General features: G+C 38.6%; 18 protein-coding genes and 1 pseudogene. 2 read left to right on the top strand and 17 right to left on the bottom strand.

The window, feature by feature from the left end:
- Positions 1–209: 209 nt before the first annotated feature.
- Positions 210–845 carry a restriction endonuclease gene (locus K1558_RS11865; protein WP_238651781.1) on the bottom strand — a complete coding sequence of 212 codons (636 nt, stop codon included), beginning with the start codon at positions 843–845 and terminating at the stop codon, positions 210–212.
- 179 nt (positions 846–1,024) lie between these two features.
- The gene (locus K1558_RS11860) at positions 1,025–1,783 is read right to left on the bottom strand and encodes a hypothetical protein (RefSeq protein ID WP_238651780.1); all 759 of its coding nucleotides are present in this window, start codon (positions 1,781–1,783) and stop codon (positions 1,025–1,027) included.
- A gap of 457 nt (positions 1,784–2,240) precedes the next feature.
- On the opposite strand from K1558_RS11860, the gene K1558_RS11855 reads away from it, so the two are divergent.
- Positions 2,241–3,323, top strand: a complete 1,083-nt coding sequence (locus K1558_RS11855) for a hypothetical protein (protein WP_238651779.1) — start codon at positions 2,241–2,243, stop codon at positions 3,321–3,323.
- 241 nt (positions 3,324–3,564) lie between these two features.
- Here K1558_RS11855 and K1558_RS11850 read toward each other — a convergent pair whose 3' ends face one another.
- Entirely contained in the window at positions 3,565–4,551 is a 987-nt protein-coding gene (locus K1558_RS11850) for a DGQHR domain-containing protein (RefSeq protein ID WP_238651778.1), read from the bottom strand.
- Between the two features lie 132 nt (positions 4,552–4,683).
- Here K1558_RS11850 and K1558_RS11845 point away from each other — a divergent pair, with 132 nt between their 5' ends.
- Complete coding sequence (locus K1558_RS11845; RefSeq protein ID WP_238651777.1) at positions 4,684–5,025, top strand: helix-turn-helix domain-containing protein; 342 nt, start codon at positions 4,684–4,686, stop codon at positions 5,023–5,025.
- 25 nt (positions 5,026–5,050) lie between these two features.
- On the opposite strand, the gene K1558_RS11840 is transcribed toward K1558_RS11845, so the two are convergent.
- From K1558_RS11840 to K1558_RS11775, 14 genes and pseudogenes are all read right to left on the bottom strand, one after another.
- On the bottom strand, positions 5,051–6,616 hold the full coding sequence (locus tag K1558_RS11840) for a hypothetical protein (protein ID WP_238651776.1): 1,566 nt from the start codon (positions 6,614–6,616) through the stop codon (positions 5,051–5,053).
- Positions 6,617–6,634: 18 nt separating this feature from the next.
- On the bottom strand, positions 6,635–7,609 hold the full coding sequence (locus tag K1558_RS11835) for an ATP-binding protein (RefSeq protein ID WP_238651775.1): 975 nt from the start codon (positions 7,607–7,609) through the stop codon (positions 6,635–6,637).
- Positions 7,610–7,624: 15 nt separating this feature from the next.
- The gene (locus K1558_RS11830) at positions 7,625–9,604 is read right to left on the bottom strand and encodes a hypothetical protein (RefSeq protein ID WP_238651774.1); all 1,980 of its coding nucleotides are present in this window, start codon (positions 9,602–9,604) and stop codon (positions 7,625–7,627) included.
- Positions 9,601–10,251: a hypothetical protein gene (locus tag K1558_RS11825; RefSeq protein WP_238651773.1), complete on the bottom strand. Its 651-nt coding sequence runs from the start codon at positions 10,249–10,251 to the stop codon at positions 9,601–9,603. Before K1558_RS11825 ends, K1558_RS11830 begins: the two co-directional genes overlap by 4 nt.
- Before the next feature lie 310 nt (positions 10,252–10,561).
- A pseudogene (locus K1558_RS11820) lies at positions 10,562–10,996 on the bottom strand (site-specific integrase); the annotation flags it as partial.
- Positions 10,997–11,061: 65 nt separating this feature from the next.
- Positions 11,062–12,063: a hypothetical protein gene (locus K1558_RS11815; protein WP_238651772.1), complete on the bottom strand. Its 1,002-nt coding sequence runs from the start codon at positions 12,061–12,063 to the stop codon at positions 11,062–11,064.
- Positions 12,064–12,999: 936 nt separating this feature from the next.
- Positions 13,000–13,992, bottom strand: coding sequence for a thiamine pyrophosphate-dependent dehydrogenase E1 component subunit alpha (locus K1558_RS11810; RefSeq protein WP_238651771.1), 993 nt, complete (start codon positions 13,990–13,992; stop codon positions 13,000–13,002).
- The gene (locus K1558_RS11805) at positions 13,989–14,897 is read right to left on the bottom strand and encodes a glycosyltransferase family 2 protein (protein ID WP_238651770.1); all 909 of its coding nucleotides are present in this window, start codon (positions 14,895–14,897) and stop codon (positions 13,989–13,991) included. Before K1558_RS11805 ends, K1558_RS11810 begins: the two co-directional genes overlap by 4 nt.
- Complete coding sequence (locus tag K1558_RS11800) at positions 14,894–16,465, bottom strand: B12-binding domain-containing radical SAM protein (RefSeq protein ID WP_238651769.1); 1,572 nt, start codon at positions 16,463–16,465, stop codon at positions 14,894–14,896. The genes K1558_RS11805 and K1558_RS11800 overlap by 4 nt, the downstream gene beginning before the upstream one ends.
- Positions 16,466–17,764, bottom strand: a complete 1,299-nt coding sequence (locus tag K1558_RS11795) for a B12-binding domain-containing radical SAM protein (protein WP_238651768.1) — start codon at positions 17,762–17,764, stop codon at positions 16,466–16,468.
- Positions 17,765–17,782: 18 nt separating this feature from the next.
- On the bottom strand, positions 17,783–19,192 hold the full coding sequence (locus K1558_RS11790) for a B12-binding domain-containing radical SAM protein (RefSeq protein ID WP_238651767.1): 1,410 nt from the start codon (positions 19,190–19,192) through the stop codon (positions 17,783–17,785).
- Positions 19,189–20,691, bottom strand: a complete 1,503-nt coding sequence (locus K1558_RS11785; RefSeq protein WP_238651766.1) for a class I adenylate-forming enzyme family protein — start codon at positions 20,689–20,691, stop codon at positions 19,189–19,191. Before K1558_RS11785 ends, K1558_RS11790 begins: the two co-directional genes overlap by 4 nt.
- The gene (locus K1558_RS11780) at positions 20,669–21,427 is read right to left on the bottom strand and encodes a hypothetical protein (RefSeq protein WP_238651765.1); all 759 of its coding nucleotides are present in this window, start codon (positions 21,425–21,427) and stop codon (positions 20,669–20,671) included. The genes K1558_RS11785 and K1558_RS11780 overlap by 23 nt, the downstream gene beginning before the upstream one ends.
- Complete coding sequence (locus K1558_RS11775) at positions 21,405–22,418, bottom strand: BtrH N-terminal domain-containing protein (protein ID WP_238651764.1); 1,014 nt, start codon at positions 22,416–22,418, stop codon at positions 21,405–21,407. The genes K1558_RS11780 and K1558_RS11775 overlap by 23 nt, the downstream gene beginning before the upstream one ends.
- Position 22,419: the final 1 nt, after the last annotated feature.

Here is a 22,419-nt window from a genome sequence, read left to right as displayed (position 1 = left end):
TGCTCTCTGGGAATAGCTAGGCCAACGTCCATTTCTAAGTGGACGGCGTATTCACCAGATGATCCAAGTGATTCATAGCGAATCTTTAAGCTCCCTCAGGAGCACGCAGGGTCAAAAGTGTACTATCCCATATTTCTGAGCGAAGCCAGAAATCAGATGGCAGGGGGCATCCAGTAACATGTCTTTACCCGGAAGCTCCGGATCATGCTTCACTTCCCTTGTTGCTCCGCTAAGATTCGCTTCTCTGCTTTATAATCTTTTTTAATGACTTTGTTGTTCTTCATGTAGCCATCCCATGAGTCAAGAATAATTCTAGGCTCTGCTTCAATGATATCCTTAGATCTCTCTATCTCATCCGCTTTAAACTTGTCGATGATTTCTATAAGATCGCTTCGATTAAGTAATTTTACAGCGTTATATCCAGCGAGTTCCTCACACGCCGCTGTATATTGGTTCGAAGCGATTACAATAGATTTCTTCGCACGATAATACCTCATAGAACTGTAGACCTCTTGAACAGCCCCCAATCCTACAGGATATGAATATCGCTTTGCTTGAACTACATTTCGATACCCTTCCCGGTCTGTAAAAACTAAATCAGATCCGAAATCTCTGCTGCCCCTAGTTTTATAGGCATCAGTGTATCCTAACGCCAAGAACAACCGATATAAATACTCCTCAAATTCCAAACCATCTTCCATGTGGTCTATATCTTGAATTGTAATCTTCAAAGGGTCAATGGTATCATTTTTTGAATACTTTTCTTTCTCTTTGGATAAAAATTCACCTATAACGACGGCGATTATAAGTCCGATAAAAACAGCAACTATAATAACCTTAACCAACTTTAACCCCCCTCAAATAAAAACCATCACATTTACCAAGTTGGGCGACCGGCTCCGCTGTGAATCTGCAACTGGGGTCTCCTGGCTGTTAATTATGATTCGCCGGAGAGATGCTGCCGTCGTTGCCCGCCGGTGGCCATCTACAGGGCTATTACTAAGCTTTAGTCGAACACTGCTCCTCAGTGAATAATTTTCACTTGTTTTTTGCTCACTACAGTTGCATAAAATTCATTTTGTGTTCCAACTGAATACCACTCTCCGGCTACAATAATCTTACTATCCTTATTGGCATAGAGCTCTTTTTGTATTGATTTGTACAGCTGATCATCTACAAACCGCAATAGAAACTTGAATTTCTGTTTTCCTATTGGGGCAACCAAGTAAATCTCTTCTTTTCCAGTATCATAAAACTTAGGTTTACTACGTTTTGCTTCAATAATTCTCCAACCATTCACATCAGTACTTTTTCGGTACATTTTAGCACTGCCGTCATAAAGAAGCATTCTTCCAATAATAATTCCGTTATATGTATCAGAACAATCATAAGCAGTACATAAATCATATATTTGACGTATTGTACAAGGGGGTTTTGGAATGACAGGTCCCAGCCCATGTTCTCCAGGATCTAACTTCTTAGTTTGAGGCTTGCTTACATTAGTTAAAGCTAGAAGTGCTTTATTAAAGTCAAATTCAGTCTCGTTGAACTTATTCGGATCAAAATTATTAGAATTATAATGAGGGCATTTTTCTATATGACCATATTTCGTAAATTTTGCGCTAAAATAAAATGCCGAACTACCTTCCTTGCCACAGATATACATATGGGCATCACATGCTGGATTAGGGCAATAAAAGCGAACCCCCTTGTCCTCTTTAAATGCGTCTCTAGCCAATAGTTTTACTTTTCTTGCTGGATCGCTAAAAACATACATTGCCATTCTTTTCACCGGTCCTATATTTGAGTTGAACAATCCTAGCTATGCATATGCATACAGATAATCATCAATCCAGATCTAACGTTGAGTCCTACTTTAACCTATAATTGAACAACTTACTGCGATCTATATAACAACAAAGTGAGTGCTGTAGCAGTTTATAAAGCTGACGACGCTCACCGCTCCATTGCTGGCATCGGTCGTTTGGGCGGTTTTATCCAGAATCGAATGGGCAAGCGGAGCTGCGGCAGTAGCATCCGGACATGCTTCAACGTCGTATACTTGGGCAAGATTGATATGCTTCTTTCTTTTGCTTCTGCTTTGTACCATGCCTTGGCTAAAATTCAATAATTACTGCTAGTAGACCAAAATGAAAAATTAATGGATGATAGGATTTTATGGACTTCTGCCGAATTTTCTTATATATGTTTTTAATTACACTTTTAAGGGGGGACTAAATTTGACTGCTGAAATAGCTATTTTGAATAGATCTGCTGTTGCTCTGGCAGCTGATAGCGCTGTTACCGTAGGTAGTAAAGTGTACACATCAGCAAATAAAATCATTTCATTAAGTAAACACAATCCTGTAGCGGTAATGCTTTATGGTTCGAGTTCGTTATGCGGAATACCCTGGGAAACATTAATAAAAACGTATAGATCCATAATTGGTGATATTAATTTTAATACACTTGAAGATTATGCAAATTCATTTTTTGAATTTGTAAATAATGAAACAATCCCTTTTGATGTTGAAAATACATATGCAAAGAAGACAGCATTTAACTTTTTTCAAAGTTTGTTTGAATATTTTAGCGATATTATTAATGAGATCGAAGATTCGAATGAAAAATTATCACAGTTGCAAAAGCTAATTTCTTCAACACAAGAGGAACTAGGCTCGGATACTTGGGCTTTGAATAGAGATTCCTCAGATCTCGACGACTTGGTAATAATGTTTTCAGAATCATTTGTTGATTTAATAAATGTGATTTTTAACCAATACCAATTAAATGACTTTGATAAAGAAACATTAATTGCAGCTGGTTGCAAATATCTAATATCCAATCAGTTTATGTTTGAAGAGTCTACCGGCATTGTTTTTGCTGGGTTTGGTGATACAGAACTCTTCCCATCGTTACTTTCATATACCGTAGGTGGCAAATACAAATATTTGAAAATCGCATTAGAAGGACGACATGAAATTGATGGAGTGACTGAAAATTCTCACATTGTTCCTTTTGCACAAAGCGATATGGTAATACGATATTTGGTTGGATTTGATCCCAACCTTAAAGATTTCTCGAGGGAACATATAAGCGGAACGCTAAAAGCCTATAATAAATTAGTAACTCAAATGTTAGAGGAATATCTTGTAGACTTCGAGCAGTTAGAAGCTATTGATAACAATTTAAATGACTATGCAGAACAGTTTGTACATCTCTATAATGAGGGCATTAACGAATTTCAGCAGGAGAACTATATAGGACCTATGCATGAAATAATTACTTATTTGCCTCTTGATGAATTAGCAAAAACTAGCTGAAACTCTTGTCAATCTTTCATCATATAAAAATAAATTATCTCAAAATCAAGAAACAGTCGGAGGCCCCATCGATGTAGCCATCATTACTAAAGGTGATGGATTAATCTGGATAAAGAGAAAACACTATTTTGATTCAAAGCTAAATTCGGATTATATTAAACGTAGTCACTAAAACTAAAACCACCCAAACTTCAAGATAAACTATACATTGAGGTTAGGGTGGTTTTTTTACATGAGTCCACTAAAACATTGAAATCATGTCTGCAGCTAATGATTTTGAACCGCTAATGCCTTTTATATACTTTAAAGGTCCATCTGAAGACCAATCTATCCCTCTAATTTTCTTGATGTTTTTAGTAATTTCTTCATAAGGCGTATGCTTTGAAGACTGTCTTACTATATTTAAAAATAATTTTGCACCTGCAAATGCAAATGCGTTCAGACATACAATATGCGTTAGGCGATAATTTTTATAATCGAGCCATTCTTTATTATAGTTTTCTTTAATGCAGTTAAAGAAAACGACTGCCAACATTAGTTTTTTTTCTTTCGTTAGTTGAGATACCTCAGGACTCTTGAAAAGTATATCAAGGATCTTATATAAATTTTGAAGAGTTACATGTTTTCCGGCATTTCTTTTTCCTGTTAAGGTTCCGATAAAATGAAATGGACTATCACCATTAATGATTAATTCTGTTGCAATCCAGCTATTATCATCTACACCCCTTTTTAAATATCGACTTAAAGAGCTTCCTATGCCCTTAGCTTTCGTATTTATTGCATCGAATAATTGAATTTCTTCATCTTCGTCTAAGTAATGAAATGCTAAAAAAGGTACCTGCAGTTCTGAATTAGTATCTTGCGTGTACCTTTTTATTCCGCCTAAACGATGTTGTCCATCCATTAATGAAGCTTTATTCTTGCAAAGAAGACGTCCAAAAGTTGGACGATTCTTATCATATGGGGCAAACACCCAGTGAGATTCTGCATTCAATAAGATGGGAGTAAAAAGAGCATTTTCTCCTTTTGACAAATACATCGCAAAATCATTGCAACGCTTATTATCTACCGGTCTTTGATAACCTTTGCCTGATGGATGATCATAAGGCTTAACATACGTTAATTGAAGTGTGGTTGATGCCAACAGGTTCCCTTGATAGGTTACTTTTCCACGCATTTTAGACTGTAATACATTCTCTATAACATGGTGTTGAGGCAATTGAGCCATTGTATTTCTCCCTTTAGTTTCGTTTTCTCTCATATTAGGTTATATATGACCTTTTTACAAATGGTAAAAGGTAGTAAGTGTACTTCACTCAATAATCGCACTTGCCTACTCTTATAGAGAGGTGAGTCTATAGTGTCTAATTCCTTTCTAGAATTCGGTATGAAAATAAGAAAACATCGGAAGGCAGCTCTTCTAACTCAAGAGCAACTAGGCGAAATTCTTTCTATTGACCCTTCCTATCTTGGGAGGATTGAACGAGGCGAAATTAATACTACGTTGGAAATGGTTTATAAAATTTCTGAAGCTTTAAAGATTTCTCCTGATGAATTATTTATCTATACGAAAAAGGGAGTACACTCTGAGAAACGTGAATTAATTGAGAAAATTGAAATTATGCTTTTAAGTCTACATATTGAAGATCTTAAAACCATTTCACGAATTATGAAGGATACAATAAGTCTCATAAAAGAATGACGCAATCATCCTGATTGCGTCATTCTTAATTTGCAGCCATCTTATTGTGCTTTTTTCTCTTCTTAATTGAGTTGAATGGACATTTTATAGGTGATTTAATTTCCTCATTCATCGCTTTCCACCAATGAAACTCATAGTTCTCGTTCTTTGATTGGGGTAGTTTAAGAATAAAATATGGAACATCATTCCATTCAAATGGAATGGTACCTACAATTATATGTCTTTCAGAAAGTTCCTTTGCTTTGTCTAACCAATTCAAAAAGTAATAATAAGCAAAGTGAATGATAATTCGATTAAGTCCCCATTTTATGGAGGCTCTACTTTTCTCAGTAATAACGTCCTTTTTGTTCATGTAGTCAAATAAATCTTCAAGTTGATGTGAAAAGTAGGAAGGAAACCACAAATAATTTTTCTCCCCAACCAATGGCCTTCTATAATTATCTACTCCCTTTAGAAGAAAGTACTCTTGAAATGAATACCGCCAATTCAGATAGGCGTACGCGTAAGGGCAGATAGGATCATTATTTTCCCCCTGAAGGGTACCATGAAGTCGCTTTATGCAAGTTTTATGTACCGAGAGTTTTTGACGGATATGTTTTGCAAAACCACTAATTGTGAGTTCAAACGCCTTATTTATTTCCTGAACAAATTCTTTATATTTTAATTTCGTTATATAGTCCTCATTCATATTAGAGAAGTGTTTTTTAGTATAGAATTGATGATCGTACTTTTCCTTTAATCCTCTTATGTTCTCAATACAATTTGAACTTTTGATTACATAATGTTTATACTGATCTAATTGATTACTGTTTACTCCATCTTTATCATTTATCAATCCGTAAACTTTTTCCAAAGCATTAGGGAGCAGTTCCCAATTAAGATTTGGATCAATAAATAGATTTTGTAGGCAATAAATTTGCGAAGAATTTAAATCCATCCATCCCCTTACTACTTCATATTTCATCTCTTCTATTGAAGTTTGTTCCCAATGGATTAGAGAATTTTCTACATTCGATAAAAAATGATGACCGCACTTACACACAAACGGTGCATTAAATTCATTACATAACAACATATAGGGTATTTTAGTGTGGCATGCCGGACACTCATGTTTCAACGGTGTTAAATGAAATGGGCATAGGCTTAGTAATTGAAACTGATGCAACAAACTATGATATCCCTTTTTCATACATTGTTCGCAAAAAGCCAAATCTTTTCGAAGATAAATGGGTCGTTTAAACTTCTTTGGACCACTATAACCCCAATCGGGCATCACTCCGAAAATTTTCTTCAAGTCCTTTTCATTTTCTGATACAATGTCATATTTTAATACTTCAGAAAGCTTCTCTCGGTTGAAAGCAGAAAGAGTTATCAAGTCTCTAAATTTATAGGATGTAGGATTTTTTATTTTTTTAACGTAATCATTGCCAAAGAGTTGAAGAATGTCTTTCATGTCTGCTTCATTAGCGTGCTTAAATTTTTGAAATACTCCCCATGGAGACTCCAACGGAGATATCCAATCTGCTCTCCAACAGCAATTAGAACTGGATTTTATGCTGGGACTATTTTCAAGATTAATGATTTTTGCCATATCAAATAATCACCTGCTTTATAAAATTTCCATGTATACTTCATTTTCAATATAACCCGATTTTCGAATAGCTTCTTCCCAATGAATTTTTGATAATGTCTCCAATGCTTGCCCATCAATTCCATATTTCTTCAGCACGTATTCAACAGAAAGCGTAAAATATTGCATTGGAATCTCAAACTTTCCTTTCAATCCATTACTAACTCTCAGTTCACTAAAAATCTCGTAAATATCTTTTGAAAATTTTTTCAGTCTAAAACCATCCTCATATGAATAAGGAAAGTAAAACTTTGTATATGACCAACCACTGCCAACCGGATACTCAGAATCAATATCGTACCCGTCTAAGCAGGTCTCAATTTCATCGATATTTTTAATTCCTGAAAATTTATACTGATGGACCATAAACCGTCCAACAATCTGGGCTTTTTTTGCACGTAGGAATGCTGTTCGTTGATATTCAAGCTCCTCTTGTCCAACCAAAATCACTGTAAAACTAATTCCATGAGCTTCTAATTTGTTGAAAATATCCATTAAAATATCGTATTGTAACTCTACAAGACTTTGAGCGTCGTCAATAAAAAAAATAATACGATATGTCCCTGAAATTTGAGCTTTTTCAAGTAGAAACTTAATCAATCGATCTCTCTTCACAATAGTTTTTCCGGTAAAGGGTATATCGTGCCCTACCCCAACCAATAGCTCTTCCAAATATTTATTCTCATTCATTGTTTTGTTGCCCAAATCGCATAATAAATGATAGATAGGCAAGTTCTCACCAAAGTCTAATGGTAGGGCTTGAGTCAAATATCTAATTGCTCTTGATTTCCCTAGACGGGGTCGACCAAATGCGAGACCTCCAGGTGATCGATTATCTATCCATTGTTTGATTTCATCGTACATTCTTGAAACTTCTTGAGTACCTATAAGGTATGTTGCCCTTTCAATTGGATGGCTCCCTTTAGGCAAATAAGGGCGGATTGTTTGTCTCATATCTGCATCTCCAACTTAAAAATTAAAAGTTTTTAGTGGTTTTTTTATAGTGTTACTAACTACTTGCTCCTTTAAAACATCTTTATCAGAAGCTTGTTCCTGGACAATTGATGGTTGCTCTAATCCTCCTACATATTTCTGAGTTTCAAGCTGTCGTTCCTCTTCTCGCGTTTTACGCAGGATCTCTGCATATTGGTTTCTAAATCGTTTATTCTTAATACTTCTTTTCTTGATATAATCATCGTAAATTACCATTGGGTTTTGGTAGGTATTAAAGTAAATTTCCCCGTTAGCTTTTAATTTATTTATAGCCTTACGCTCAACTAAAGAATGTGGTGTTACTCCCCATTTCCCAGTTGCTGTGAGATAACCAAATTCGCTTCCATCAGCTAAAAATGCACGGATAACTCGTAGATCATCAGTATTAATAACTAATGTTAATTCCTTTCCAATTAAAGCTGGACTGTTGGAGAGCACACTACTTTTGTAATCTGCACCTTCATAATGAATAAATGGGCGTTTCCCCTTCTTGACATCTCCTCTTATTTTTCTTTTTAGATGAAGTGTAAAGAAAACGACATCTTTTCGTTTTAGGGGCTCTAAAGTTCGTGGAATCATGCCTCTTTGCTCAATTCGTTGCTTCATTAATTCGAGAGGCGAAAAATTATCAATTCCACTGTGACGTGTTCCGTTGTAATCGGAAATTAATACATCGGTAAGTTCTTCCAAGTCTTCTAAAGATATTTCGAATTTTTTAGCAGCTTGCTCCGGGTTATTTCGAAGTGGATCTTTTGGATGACTTCCAGTTGTGCTCACTAAATTGTGATACCCACGGTTTTCTAACGTCCGGAAAAACCTTTCAATAATTCCTCTAAATTCTGGGACGCCGGCCGGTCCTGGGTTAATTCTACAATCAACTACCTGATATAACCTATCACGAACCATTTGTGATAAATTAGCTTTTGCATTGTCGCAACTAAACTCATTCCAACAAGCCCACTCTGTTTGAGGTATAACTGAAGAAGGAAAACCTCCTGATGGTAGATATTGCAATCCATCAATAGTTAATGTTCTCTTGGTGTAAGGCATTATTGCTTTCTTAATACACTGAAGAACATCGAACTGCGTATATTCTTTATTCAGACTGATATGGTACCCGAGTATAGTTCTTGTAGCCACGTCAATAATAGCAAGCAACCAAATACGCTCGATGGTGTCAGTCACCCAATCTCCTTCCGGTGTTTTATACGTAATGGTAAACATTGCATCAATTCGGTGTCCATCAAACTGAACTCGTTGGTAGGGGCGATATAAGAGGAGGCTTTGCGTATTAGATTGTGAATCAATTCTTTTAGAATTCCTTGAGGCTTCTGATCCGTAAAGACTGGCAGTAGAACTGAAATGAGTTGATTCAATAACTTTGAAATATCGATACAATGCTCGCTTGCCACCATCTGCAGTATTAAAGGGGTAGTCTGTCTCACATAAACCGATTTTCTTACAAAGAGTTAAGAAATATGAATGTATATCAATACCTCTTACAAGATGAGGTTCCTTCTTTCTTCCTGTTTTACGAAGATAGGCTGATGTTATTTTTTCTTTTATTACAGGATAGTCATTCATCAATTTCGTGAATGCCCCATTAAAGTTGGTGTTTTGCTGTTTGCTTGAAGAAGTGGTTTGTTTTCTTTCGTAATTTGAGATTCTCTTTTGTGGGATCAAGGCCCGAAATCCCCATATTATATTTGTAGAATCATCCCAAATTAAACATCTCTTTATAAGACGACGAATTTCTTTTTCATCAATACCAGTAGACTCTTTAATTTCTTGATTGGTTAACTTTTGCTCCATATATAAACTAACTGCAAGTTCCCGTCGTTCAAATAATTTCTGATTTTCTGGATCAAGCGCTGATTTATTTACGATTGGCCAATTGGATATGTCCAGATATTTTTCTTCTGTTCTAAACATCTCTAATAAACGTTTTTTGCTCATACCAAATACACCTCTGTTTCAGGACCAATTGGCTTCATATCTATATTGCTCAAAACGAGTTTATTAATTATGAGCATGTATATGGTCTTTTGAATTTCGAATGGATCATCATCAATGGCAATACGAGCTTCTAAATCTAATAGGTTTTGAACTCCTCCGCTGATACAATCAACTATTTTCTTTTTTAATCCTGGATTAATAGTACTTATGGGATAATTGTAAGGAAGTAATAGTTTTAAATTGTCTAATAAAATGGAGTTTGAATATACGTTGTGATCAGTTATAACTTTATGATTCTTATTATTTGCTTGCGTCCAAAGTTTGATTGAATTAATTTTTTCAAATGTGTCACTACTAAATTGCTTATTATCCCTTTCAATAGTTTGGGTATACGTTATACTTATAAACTCCTCTTTTTTGTTTTTCTCAACCCACATATCGATTAATGCCTTATCTGGTTTTCCAAAATATGAATGACTAATTTCTAATGGTTTTTCACAATAATTAGTTACTAATGGATCCATTTCGATTAGCACCCAATGATCGTATTCTAGCGGCCCATATAAAATAACTTCACGGTTTAGCTTTTTACTAAATACGTACCATCTATTTATCCAAAGGTTATTATGAATAATTGGTTTATACATATTGCGCCTCTTTTTTATAAATATTTACATCATAATTCTTCAGCAATCGCGAAAATCCTTTATCGATAATAGTCTATTTTTGTCGAATGTAAACTTATTGTTGTAAAAATTCTAGTTAAGTTAATTTGACTCTCCTTCATATATTACAAATTCCTTAAAAGGGGTAAGTTTGGTGTCAATCTCCCTTAAAGGGTTAATCTTTGTGTCGCAATTTTATGACACTAAGTTTCCCTTGAAATAAAAAAAACCTTATTAAATAAGGTTTTAAACCGGGCAATCTTTGTGTCACTGTACACCAGGTCATCCATATTAATCCAGCAACCTCGGATAATCTAAGCCCAAAGCCTAATATCAACGAAACAATCGCAGTATCGCGTTCGCGGTTGAATTGATGAAATGTAAAAATCCGTTTATTATCCTTATGCATTTCGCCAAAATCATGGGCTACAAATTGTCTGAACGATTCAAAATCGTCTTCTCTAAGAATCTTTCCTTCAATGCGGTCTGCAATAGTTTCCTGGCTTTCTTTAACGGCATTAAGATCCATCTTGGCCATAACATTACGTTGAATATAAGGCTTCAGGTCACTGGTCTCATCTTTGTTCTGAAGGTAATCAAACAAAGATTTTAACGAGGATAATTTTCGATTAATCGTAAGCTTCTTGTTTCCAAGCTGATAATCAAGGAATGACATAAAATTTTCAGTTTCACGGATGGTTAATCGCTCAAGTATTTCTAATTGTATTCTTACTTGCCCTTAACGCAGGAATGGGTGTAGTCTTCCGTACTTTCGAACAACGCCGACCTCTCTTATCCTATTATTTTTAAGTAGTATTCTTTTTCATAGTTGATAAATTGTTTCATTAGATTTATCAACCTTTCCAGAACCGACCTATCTTTAGTTAAATTATATTTTATTGCAATATTTCGATGTATTTCTGACATTTCAACTATTTTTTCGATTTTCACTAAGTCTAATTCACTAGGATCAAAATATTTATTTGCATTTAAATATTTAAATCTTTCTTGCATAATTTTTTTGTGATCTAAAAATAAATGAAATGGCCTGATATCAATATTCTCATTTACAGTCATGTTGTTTACAAGTATTTCAATAGTATTTTGATAAACGTCGTACCCGAATAATAGGTTCTCTCTGTCATAATGAGTAGTAATTGCGTAATCATTCTCACTCATATGAGTACATTCCACATAATGTTTAAGCAAAGATTTAACTCGTTTCCATAAGTCACGGTCTACTTTATGTGATTCATTCTCACGATATTTATATAAAACTACACCAAACAGCCAATCATAGAAATCATCTTCCAAGTTAATATATGCTTCATTAAGTTCACAAAACGAACATGTTACTCTCATATATTTTCCATTTGTAAAATTCCCTGCAATATAAAACACTTCTTTTTCCAAGTCATACCCATAAATGAATATATCATGATAATAGTCTGTTATTCCAAATGCTTCAGATACTGATAAATATTTATTGTTTACCAATAAAAGAATATAAAAGTCTAGATCAACACAATCGATTACGAACTCGATGATATTATTCCACTTCCGTCCGATTATCTCTCGCGAAATTCTTTGGATTGAAAAAAAGGGTGTATCCCGATCATGTTGAGACTCATAAAAGAAATTTTGAGAAGTCCCTTTGAATCCTTTTATTTGTATGAAATTACCATATATCCACGGTGCCGTTTGCTTATAATGACTAGCTGCCATTGAAAGAAAACTGGCATCAATATTATATGTAGTTACTAAATTTTGTTCTGACATAGGAAGTTTCTTCATGTCAATCCTCCTCATAATCTTACTTGTAAGATCATTTCGTTCTTTTTTCAGTTGATCCGGCAGCTGAAAAGAGACGATGTCATCAGGTAAGAGGGCATAGCCCGAACCCGTACTGCAGTCTGAAGAACGGAAGTCAGGGCTAGCGGGCAACCTGGCTCATTTTGAGTTTGCCATCTTTGTTATGAGCTCTTTGACAACTACATACCCTATAGCCGTTATTAGATCCCTGTCTCAACGTCTTCCGTCTACTATAAACTTCTATACCTGCCTGTGGAACAATGGGATCAACAAGCATCCTCTCAGGAGATTTCTTTTCCTCCTTCCGTCTTCCGGAACAAGCCTTGACTAGCGTGTCAGGCCTTCAGGTACTACAGTGAAAAGCCCGGTATTCGTGATACACCACTTATGTTCAAACAGCTGGAAGTGCCGTCGCTTTCGTCTGGGTTGTAACATACTGTATTGTCGGGCGTTTGCTGATAAGTGCTAATACGAGGCTGATGTCGGTGGTTTCCATGGGCACACCTAATTTGATTTGCGACAGGAGGTAATTCCATATCACCAATGCTAATTGGAATAGACGTAAGCTTACGTTCACACCATATACAATTTATGGATGGAGTAGGGAATTTGCTGGCATACTCCGTTCGCAAGCATGGTCAGGAGTATGCCGCCGCCTTCTACGGGAATAAGTACGACGAAGTTCCCACGCACCACCACAAAAGAGTACTCGTCTTCTCTTGCACGAAAATTGGCCCTGATTATACCTTTTTTTAAAGCTAACCTACGACCAATGTGGTTTATAAAATCTGAAAACATGGTAGGTATAGTTTGATATACTCTTTTTGAGGCTCAAACGGTGTGTAGGTCTGCCTTTTTTCTAACTCCACAAAATTACATTTCACCTCTGGGCTATTTCAGCTGTGATATTGTGCTCTCTCATTCATTTGCATACACATGTAATAAAGTATCTTCAGGATTGGGATAACGGGCTTTTTCAGCATAGTCCACCGCTTCATTTATCATACTATTTATCTGATTATGTAGATTTTTGTCAACTTCCTCAGACCAAAATCCATTTTTCAACATATAATTTTTAAGTTTTTTTATCCCGTCATCATTTGAATGAAGTTCCACTTCCTCTTTGGAACGATAGATCAGGTCATTATCAGAACTTGAATGAGGAATACACCGATATGTTACTGCCTCAATCAGTGTAGCACCCTCATTGTCAATTGCTCTTTCTCTAGCTGCTTTTACAGCTTCATAAACTTCAAATATATCATTTCCGTTCACCCGGATCCCTTTAAAACCATATGCTTTTGCTCTAGATGCTATAGGTACTCCGCCGCCAATTTGTTTTTGATAAGGTGTGGAAATACTATACTGGTTATTTTCACACATCATAATAACAGGAAGACTAAATACGCCAGCAAAATTACAAGCTTCGTGAAACTCCCCCTGATTGCTTGAACCTTCACCAAAAGTAACAAACGATACCGCACTGGCCTGTTTCATTCTTAATGCGAGTGCAAATCCGACAGCATGTGAAATCTGAGTAGCTACGGGAGTTGACCCTGTTACGATATTTAATCGCCGAGTACTAAAATGACCGGGTGATTGTCTCCCTCCACTGTTAGGATCCTCCGACTTTGCGAAAATAGAAAGAAACAGATCCTGCAGCGACATTCCTGCACTTAAAACAAATGCGTTATCCCGATAATAGGGTAACAAAAAATCGACACCCATTTTCAGGGCAAATGCTGCGCCTACTTGGGCCGCCTCCTGGCCTATACCCGCAATATGAAAGCTTACTTTGCCCATCCTTTGCAATAGTAGGGCTCTTTCATCAAATTTTCTGCCTTGGAGCATATGGGTATACATATTAATTACCGTTTCTTCCGTCAAGCCAAGCTCAAGATGCCGATTCATATAGTATCCTTCCTTTGAGATGTATTTATTCTAAATAGAGGATAATACGAATCTTCTGTTTCTCGATCCATCTCCTGAAAAGTACAGTGGTCATACTCTTTTAAACTCATATGTCCATAATATAATTTTCTGAAATATTCTAAATCCTTGGGATATCCATACTTAGATAAGAAATATTCCATGTTTTTGTATGTATCTCTGAACATTTCACTTTTATTTCTGAGATGTTCAAGATGATAATTAATAATGTCAGGATCATAGTAGAAGAAAAAGCCACCTTGATAAAGACGGTAACCTAATTCAATATCCTCCAGTCCCCAGCCTGCAAAAGCTTCGTCAAATCCTCCTATCTCTGAAAAGGTTGCGGCTTTCAAGGACATATTTCCTGTGAGTGAACAAATCCAGTGCCTGCTTATAGGAAACTGAAAGATTTTTCTTGTAATTTGCGAAGTAAACAGGCTTTGCCTGGATCGTTGCACCGTCCAGGAAAGCAGTTCTGCGGATGCCATGTGCATCATCTCATGCATGGTTCGTCCTGCTCCGTATACTTGCCTTCTTTCGCCAAGTACAACCACGCGTTCACACAGCAGGTGCCGTGTCCAATGACCGCTCAGAAATTCAGGGGCTGCCAAGGTATCATCGTCATTGAATACGATCACTTCGCCTCTGGCCGCTTGGATAGCTGCATTTCTGGCAGCCGCTCTGCCCTTATGCTGAAGCATTAGAATCCTTAATGAGTATGGATATGAAATTTTCCCAATGGAGTCATAAGAGCATTCGGAGCCATCATTACAGACAATTACTTCAAATTCGTTGGGATCAAAATCCATCAGACAGAAACTTTTTAATGTCAACGTCAGATAGTCAGGCTTATTATAGGTAGGAATAATAATGCTAATCTTCAACTTTGGATCACCGTTTCTGACCACTTAGGAGAGGAAAGCTTCAGCGGTTTAGCCAAATGGTAGTAAAAATTGTTATTCTCAAAATATTCATAGTGGGCAATGCCCTCTTTATTCAGCTTTTCGCTGATGATTCTGTCATCCATTAAAATACGGGCTCTGATTCCTTCAAGCGAATGCTGCTCTTGGTCTAGCCTGCTGTAAGTGGTAATCAGTTCCTTATAAAGCGTGGAGTATTCGCCGACAAACCCCAGGTTGAGATGCCATGGAAAAAGAATATGATAGAGCTGAAGTTGGCTCTGTGATAGATCCTTGAAGCTCAAGGCCGATCTGTCGAAGCAGTTCTCATGGGTCTGATTCCCGTTATCTATCAGGCCATTCTCAATGCAATAATCATAAAGCGGAGTACCGATGAAAGGCTCGAAAATAGCCATGCGAATCAGGGTTGGCTGCAATTTACGCAACATATTGAGGCTATCCTGTATACTGCTTTCCGTTTCACCAGGTATGCCTAACATGGCAAAGGCTAAAGATCTCAGCTCGTATTTATGGAACAAATCAAAGACTTGAAACAGATGCCGGTTGCTAATCCCTTTTCCGAGAACTCTATTTCGCATCTCCTGATTACCAGTTTCAAAGCCTACTCTAACCAAATCGCAACCTGAGCGAGCCATAACACTAATCAATTCCTCGTTGATTAAGTTTGCTCTAACATTAATGGCATACTTAATTCCATACGGTTTGAAGATTTCTTTCTCAAAGCGGTTGGCAAATTCTATAAACCATTCTTTTTCCAAAATCAGCAAATCGTCATCCAGATTAATTACATCAATGTGAGCACCATATTTATCGATCAATCCTGTAAGCTCAGACAATGCCCTGTTTACGCTGTTGATTCTAAAGTATTTTCCACTTTCCGTTTGCCGGTGATTCAATTTTAATTTTTGATTAATGCAGAAATTACATGCATAAGGACAACCCCTGGAAAAGGCGATGCTTAACCATTTGTTCTTCAATGTCAAAATTTGTTGGGTATTCATGATTCCATAATTTCGCATAGGCAGATCATCTAGGTTACGAATGACTTTGCTTGCGGGATTGGTAATGACCCGCCCATCAGCACTTTTGAAGTGAAAGCCGGGGATGGTTGTTAGTTCTTCTCCAGTCCGTATCCGCCGGAACATTTCGCTTAAGGGCACTTCCCCTTCTCCCGTGCAGAATGCATCGAATTTCGACTCTTTTAGATCTTCAGGGGAGATATTGGCATGAATGCCTCCGAGCACAATCGGGACCTTGATCCCCCTTTCCTTCAATTGGCCAGCAATTTCATTGCTGATATCATATTGATACGACGTAGAGGTCATACCAATCACATCAGGAGAAGCCTGCTGAATTTGCTCAAAAAGAATTTGATGGTCAAAAGGAACGCCATGCTTCTCGTGAATATGTATCAGCTCCACTTCAACCTCTTGCTGTTCCAATACAGCGGAGAGAATCTCAATCGCAGGTGAGAAGCTGATACTGTTACTTCCGATATCCGGATAAATAAACAACATTTTTGGCTTCTTCATTTATTTCACCAGCCTGTCAGTATGCTCTTCATATCCTTTTGAAGCATATTTGATAGTCTCGATTAAAAGCTCTTTAAATCTTGAATCTTCAACTACTCCTGTAAAATTGTTGTATGGGCTGTGATGGGAATACATTTTATAATCCATTTCACTTGCTTCATAAAGTTCATTGCCCGGAAAAGGAGTAAAGATACTTAAGGTTACACTCTTTGCGGAAATACTCTGGATCATCCGCTGTGTCATCCGAATGTCCTCTTCGGTCTCCCCCGGAAAACCGATCATGAAAAATGCAGACCAATTTAATCCAATTCTCTCCAGCAGTTCACTGGCCTTAATCACATTCTCAACCTTAATTCCTTTATTGACTTTGTCCAGGATCCGCTGTGACCCAGACTCAATACCAAATTTAATATTCCGGCAGCCCGCATCCATCATTTGAAGTATCATTGGCTCTCGGATGTGATCTATTCGATCCAAGCAACGCCATGTTACATTAAGTTTTTTAACCTCTGCGCAAAACTCCTGAAGCCAAGCTTTATTGCATGTGAACGAGTCATCGCTGATGTAAAAATCAGTTACACCATGTTTTTCTTTTAACTGTTGCAGTTCTTCGATGAATCTGCCTGTACTTTTCCGGGTTACTTTCCTGCCCCATATCTGCGGGGAGTTGCAAAATTTACAGCTAAACGGACAGCCCCTTGTGCTCATTACCAGAGAAAGATCTCTTTTTTTGAACTTCTCCAGCTTGTACAAACGATGTACGGCTGGCAATGGTAGGGCATCCAAATCCTTAATACGCTTACCGCTGATAACACCACAGCCGTATTTTCCTTCAATGATATCGACAATAACTTCTTCACTTTCATTCTGGACGATATAATCCGCAAAATTGACATCTTCCGGGAAAATAGTAGGATGCACTCCACCCGCAATAATTAATACCTTCGGATTAATATCTCTGGAGATCTGCGCAATCTTGCGGGCAGAATCCTGGGTTACACTCAATACGGTAATCCCGACAAAATCGGGCTGGTACTCTCGGAGCAGCGCTTCTACCTCATCCCAGACTGGTGAAGAAAACTTGTTCAATTCATTGACATACAAATCATAATTGTCAATCAACTCCAATTGATCGTAGCTAATTCCGTTAGGATCATAGTCAGCGTCATATACTAGTACATCATGGCCGGCCGCCTCAATAATGCCCGCCAATGACAATAGGCCAGGATGGGTATAGAATCTGGCATATCCCATTAATCTCTCGAAAGGAGGCTGGATAAGTACAACCTTTTTCTTCAAGTCAATCTCCTCCATCTGTCAGTTTATCAACTTATCTACGACTGCCCAGAACGGCCCCCTGACCCCATTTCGGTAATATTCCTGCATTCTTTTCTCCAGCAGAACATTCTTTAATTTCTCTTTCCTGTCCCATATGTCGGGGGTTGCGAACCAGTTCTCATGCCCTTTCAAACGCGACTGAATCACATCAATGATGCTTTCATTAACTGCGGGAGAGACATAAAATTCCGGTATCAGCAGATCCGGGCGGTTGCTTAGAACAGCCTCCTGCTTGGCGATTTCATATAGCGGTGTTCCGGGATATATGCGTAAGCCATACATTACTAATGCGATGTTAGGATCATATTTCTCCAAAAAATCAAATGTTTCGTTTAGAGTCTCTACGGTCTCACCCGGTCCACCCAGCACCAGAACGAGGTTATACCTTACCCCCGCAGCTTTGCATACTTCAATGGCCTGGATTATAGCCTTGGTTCCGTAGCCCTTACCCATATTTTTAAGCATCAATTCAGAGCATGTATCCGTGCTTAACCAAATACCGTCTGCCCCTGAACGAACCATTTTTTCCAGTCTGCTCTTAGTAAATCCTTGGGGCGACACATACCCGAACCATTGAATCTCCAATTTACTCTTAATAATCTCATCGCAGATATTCTCTGCATGGCGAAACGGGACATTAAATATACTATCAACAAAATAAAAATAGTTCATGCCGTATTTCTCCACGATATCCTTCATTTCTTTAACGACCTGTTCAGCCTTGCGCAGGCGGAATGCCCTTCCTTCAACGATAGGATAGGTACAGTAAATACAGCCCAAAGCACATCCCCGTTTGGTCTGAATGCTGCATACTCCGCCGTCCTTATAGTATTTCTCAGTGTCGATGCAGGAGTAGTCGGGAAAGGGCAAGGTATCCAACTCCTCATTAGCGAGATTACAGATCGGATTGGAACGGATGAGGTGCTCCTGACCGGCATATATCAAACCCGGAATGTCAGCTAAACGGCCCTTTCCTTGCATGAATTCGCACAGCAAGAGCATGCTTTTTTCACCTTCGCCAACAATACCGTATTCAGCGCCAACGTCCTTCAGTATTTCTTCCGGAAAGATGGAGTAGCCAGCGCCTCCCAATACAACGGGTACACCAGTTATTGCTTTTATCTGGCCCACCAGCTGTTTTATGTCCTTCAAAAAATATTCGTTCTGGGTATAGACCACATTGTCCACATTGCGTATTCCAATCCCAATCATATCAGGCTTAAACTCTGCTATCGTTTTTTGTACAGCCGCTTCTGTATGTTGATCAAAGCACAGATCCAGAAGATTCGTCTTGACCCCATGTTCATTTAGAAAGGATTGGATATAAATAAGTCCCAAGGGCATAACGGGCGGCTTAATGCGGTTGGGGTTAATTAATAACACGTTCATAAGACTGCATCCCCTTTTAGGTTCGGATTAGCATGCTCTGCTGGACTAATCAGCCTTATTAATTCCCGCTTGACAGGTTTGCCGGCAGAGTTCCGGGGAATTGCGTCTATGATTAGCAGTTTGGGAATCATATATGGAGGGAGATTCTCGTTAATGTAACGCCGCAAGTCCTTAATTAAACGCTCCCGCTCCCCCTCCTGAAGCACAATAGCCGAATAAAGCTCTTCCCCCGAGATTTCGGCGGCTGCACCAAAAGAAAAGCATTCCAGAACACTTTCTATCTGAATCAGAAAAAGATCCAGATCCGCCGGGTTTATTTTATATCCGCCTTTGTTCACTATGTCCGTTTGTCTTCCGGTGATATAAAGCTCGCCTTCCTGTAAGAAACCTAAATCACCTGTATGAAATACATTACTTTCTTCAGCCCGACTTGGACTATCCTTCATCAAATAGCTCCCGCCTACGCAAACCTCACCCTGCCGAAGCTGTACTTGAACACCTTCCAGCAATGAACCCGAAGAACGGGTTCCTCTCGTGTTTTGATTCTGACTCGCTACAAACAGAGTTTCCGTCAGTCCATAATTTGAATAAACGGGAATTGAGGTTAATGCCTCAAAGACCGCTTGATCTTCCCTGCGTAGGACCGCCGTCCCGCAGATAACAAAGCGCACTATATTTGCATTCCCGTCAACGTTTGAAGGGAGTGAATTTGTAACTCTGTTAAGCATTTGGATTAGACTAGGTACAAGACTCAGAATCGTCACATTGGCGTTTGCAGACCGATTCAAATAGCCGGATAAGGTATAGGGACTAAACTGCTCATCCACAAAGATGGAAGCGCCCGTAACGAAGGGTAATAGAAAGGTTATGGTCATTCCATTGGAAGTGAAAACCGGCAATATTGAGTGAATCCGGTCGTCTTCCGTGATCTCCAGCTTGTTGGCCAGTGCCTGCATGTTATCTAATACCGTATTCAAACAATGCCCTGCCCATTTGCTTTCGCTGGTTGTACCAGAGGTAGGCAAGTATAGTAAGTTGGAATATGCCGGAGCGGCTTGTTGTTGATTTTGCGGCTTGTTAGAAATGACCTGTATGGATGGGAGAAGCGTATTATCATCAGCAAAACTGAAGACAGAATGGTGATCGGATATTTGCTGCACAATTTGCAAATCCATAGCTAATGAATTATCGTACAGCAGATTGTTGATCCCTGTTTTTATTAAATTGCCGTTTATTTGTGCAGGCTGCCAGTCTGTATTAAAAATAAACAGCGGACGGTTTGCCTTAAAGCATGCCAATACTGCAACAAAATGAAAGGAATTATTCGTTCCCAGCCAGGCTATCGGACCGTCGGGAATGTATTGTTCGATAAGTTCGGCTGCCTTCTCTACCCTTTGTCCAAGCTCACTATAAGTCAGTTCCTTTAGATGCTTGTCAATAATGAATATCCTCTGCCCGTGGGCCAGGATTAGATCTTCACAACGATCCCAAGGGTTCATGTTCTCCCTCCATTACACTTTTCATTAACCAGGGTGCTTGAGAGGTTCCGCGTTTTAAAGACCATAAATACAAATGGGGCAAATCCGGAAACAAAGGTTTCATTTTGTTTAAGGAGATGCTGAAAAAGATGGCCTCCGGATAAAGGATTCGAATAATCTCCGCCTCGATTTTGCGCATGCTGTAGTAATGTTGTGCATTCTCCGTAAAGGTTTTACAGTTGATGCTATAACGGGATGCCTGGCATTCAAGCGCTTCGGACAACGGATTTTGCTTCCAGCAGGATTTAGTCCGGTCTGCCCGCTGCGCTATTTGCTGCTCTACTGCATAATCCTTCCACAGGGTTTTCAATAAAAGGGTCTGTATACCTGCCTTGTGCTCAAGCCTTGTTCTGATCTGATCCAAATAATGCTGAACATGTTCTGCAGGGTACCCGTTATGCAGGGCATGCATATCTGCAAGTATTATAGTCCAACAACAGCCATAAGGAAGCTTGCGGGATAAATATAAGTTGAACTGTTCCAGTTGCTGTATTGTTTTCTCGTCATTGTCATCCATGTTATATTTGTTCATGGCACCCCAGAATCCAACCAGTTGAAGAGGATTCCTTTTATTCAGAGAAGTTTGAACAACCGTAGTGAGAGCTTGGCGGTCAATCAGCTTTTTATTAACGAACTTTCTTACAAAAAACGCTTGTTCAACCAGGTTATCCAGTTCAATAGGTTCTTGCGTATTCATTCATGATAGCCCCCTCCGCCGACACGATTTCCTTCAAGTAGTCCGCCACATTACAGAATCTTTGCCGATGATCTTTGGATCTTGCGGGAGATAAAGAGAACTTGATCTTCTGCCAGGTTCTAAGAATTATTGAGATGGACAGATCTTGGCAATGGGCATGCTTCTCAGTATATTTGGCATTTCCTTCACGATGCTGGCATATCAGAACCACCTGGTTCAGAATCCTCTCCAGAGCCTGTTGCTGTCTTTCCGTTCCTTGAATAGCCGACACGATTTGAAGATGTTCAATAAATAGCTCTAATCCTTGTGTTCCAACAGATATTTGTACTCCGTTCCCGGAAGAATGCTGGCGCTCTTTTCCAGGGTCACAGCTGAACCAGTCGCCGATGCCGCTTTGAACCTGGTTTGTAACCGGTGGATCCATAACAACCAATTCGGGCTCCAGGCTGTAGATATTGTTTTTTTGAAAGACTGCCTTGTAGAAATCCTCCACATCCATCTCATGCCTAGCTCCCATTACGAATGCCCGGGTCGAATCTACATAATAGATTTTTTGCAGAGCCTCGGAGCATCCGTACACTACCACATAATGGTTCCACAGCAATCCGTGATAACGAAGATAGTTGCCGTAATGGGGAAAATAATATGGATCTACACTCGCGATAACCGGAGAGCCAAGCATTAATTGTGACTGGCAAGCCCGTAACAGACTGTTCTTGTCCTCCCCGATGTTCAAAGTGCGAAATTGTACTCCGAAATCTTCCTGCAGAATCCTGTAATACGGCTTGGTCACAGGACTGATATTATAGTTCGGGTACCTTCCCAACAGAAAATCTTCCGCAGGAAAATATTCGAACTGAAAATCCCAATATCTCCCTAAAAGATCGCTGAACAAGTCAATCCCATAGTAGCTAAGGCAGGTTCCAAACACACTGGTTATACAATACTGCGCAGGATAATAATTGACTCCATCAAGTTTGATCTCGCTCATA

It is taken from the genome of Paenibacillus piscarius, from assembly GCF_022234545.1.
Lineage (GTDB): Bacteria > Bacillota > Bacilli > Paenibacillales > Paenibacillaceae > Paenibacillus_AQ > Paenibacillus_AQ piscarius.
Note: the sequence above shows the minus strand (reverse complement) of the source record. Positions and strands in the feature narration are given on the sequence as shown.

Bases quoted from the DNA above. Each gene is read 5' to 3' on its own strand.
- K1558_RS11860 (WP_238651780.1), bottom strand. From the start codon at position 1,783: ATGGCAATGTATGTTTTTAGCGATCCAGCAAGAAAAGTAAAACTATTG.
- K1558_RS11850 (WP_238651778.1), bottom strand. From the start codon at position 4,551: ATGGCTCAATTGCCTCAACACCATGTTATAGAGAATGTATTACAGTCT.
- K1558_RS11840 (WP_238651776.1), bottom strand. From the start codon at position 6,616: ATGGCAAAAATCATTAATCTTGAAAATAGTCCCAGCATAAAATCCAGT.
- K1558_RS11835 (WP_238651775.1), bottom strand. From the start codon at position 7,609: ATGAGACAAACAATCCGCCCTTATTTGCCTAAAGGGAGCCATCCAATT.
- K1558_RS11830 (WP_238651774.1), bottom strand. From the start codon at position 9,604: ATGAGCAAAAAACGTTTATTAGAGATGTTTAGAACAGAAGAAAAATAT.
- K1558_RS11825 (WP_238651773.1), bottom strand. From the start codon at position 10,251: ATGTATAAACCAATTATTCATAATAACCTTTGGATAAATAGATGGTAC.
- K1558_RS11815 (WP_238651772.1), bottom strand. From the start codon at position 12,063: ATGAAGAAACTTCCTATGTCAGAACAAAATTTAGTAACTACATATAAT.
- K1558_RS11810 (WP_238651771.1), bottom strand. From the start codon at position 13,992: ATGAATCGGCATCTTGAGCTTGGCTTGACGGAAGAAACGGTAATTAAT.
- K1558_RS11800 (WP_238651769.1), bottom strand. From the start codon at position 16,465: ATGAAGAAGCCAAAAATGTTGTTTATTTATCCGGATATCGGAAGTAAC.
- K1558_RS11790 (WP_238651767.1), bottom strand. From the start codon at position 19,192: ATGAACGTGTTATTAATTAACCCCAACCGCATTAAGCCGCCCGTTATG.
- K1558_RS11785 (WP_238651766.1), bottom strand. From the start codon at position 20,691: ATGAACCCTTGGGATCGTTGTGAAGATCTAATCCTGGCCCACGGGCAG.
- K1558_RS11780 (WP_238651765.1), bottom strand. From the start codon at position 21,427: ATGAATACGCAAGAACCTATTGAACTGGATAACCTGGTTGAACAAGCG.
- K1558_RS11775 (WP_238651764.1), bottom strand. From the start codon at position 22,418: ATGAGCGAGATCAAACTTGATGGAGTCAATTATTATCCTGCGCAGTAT.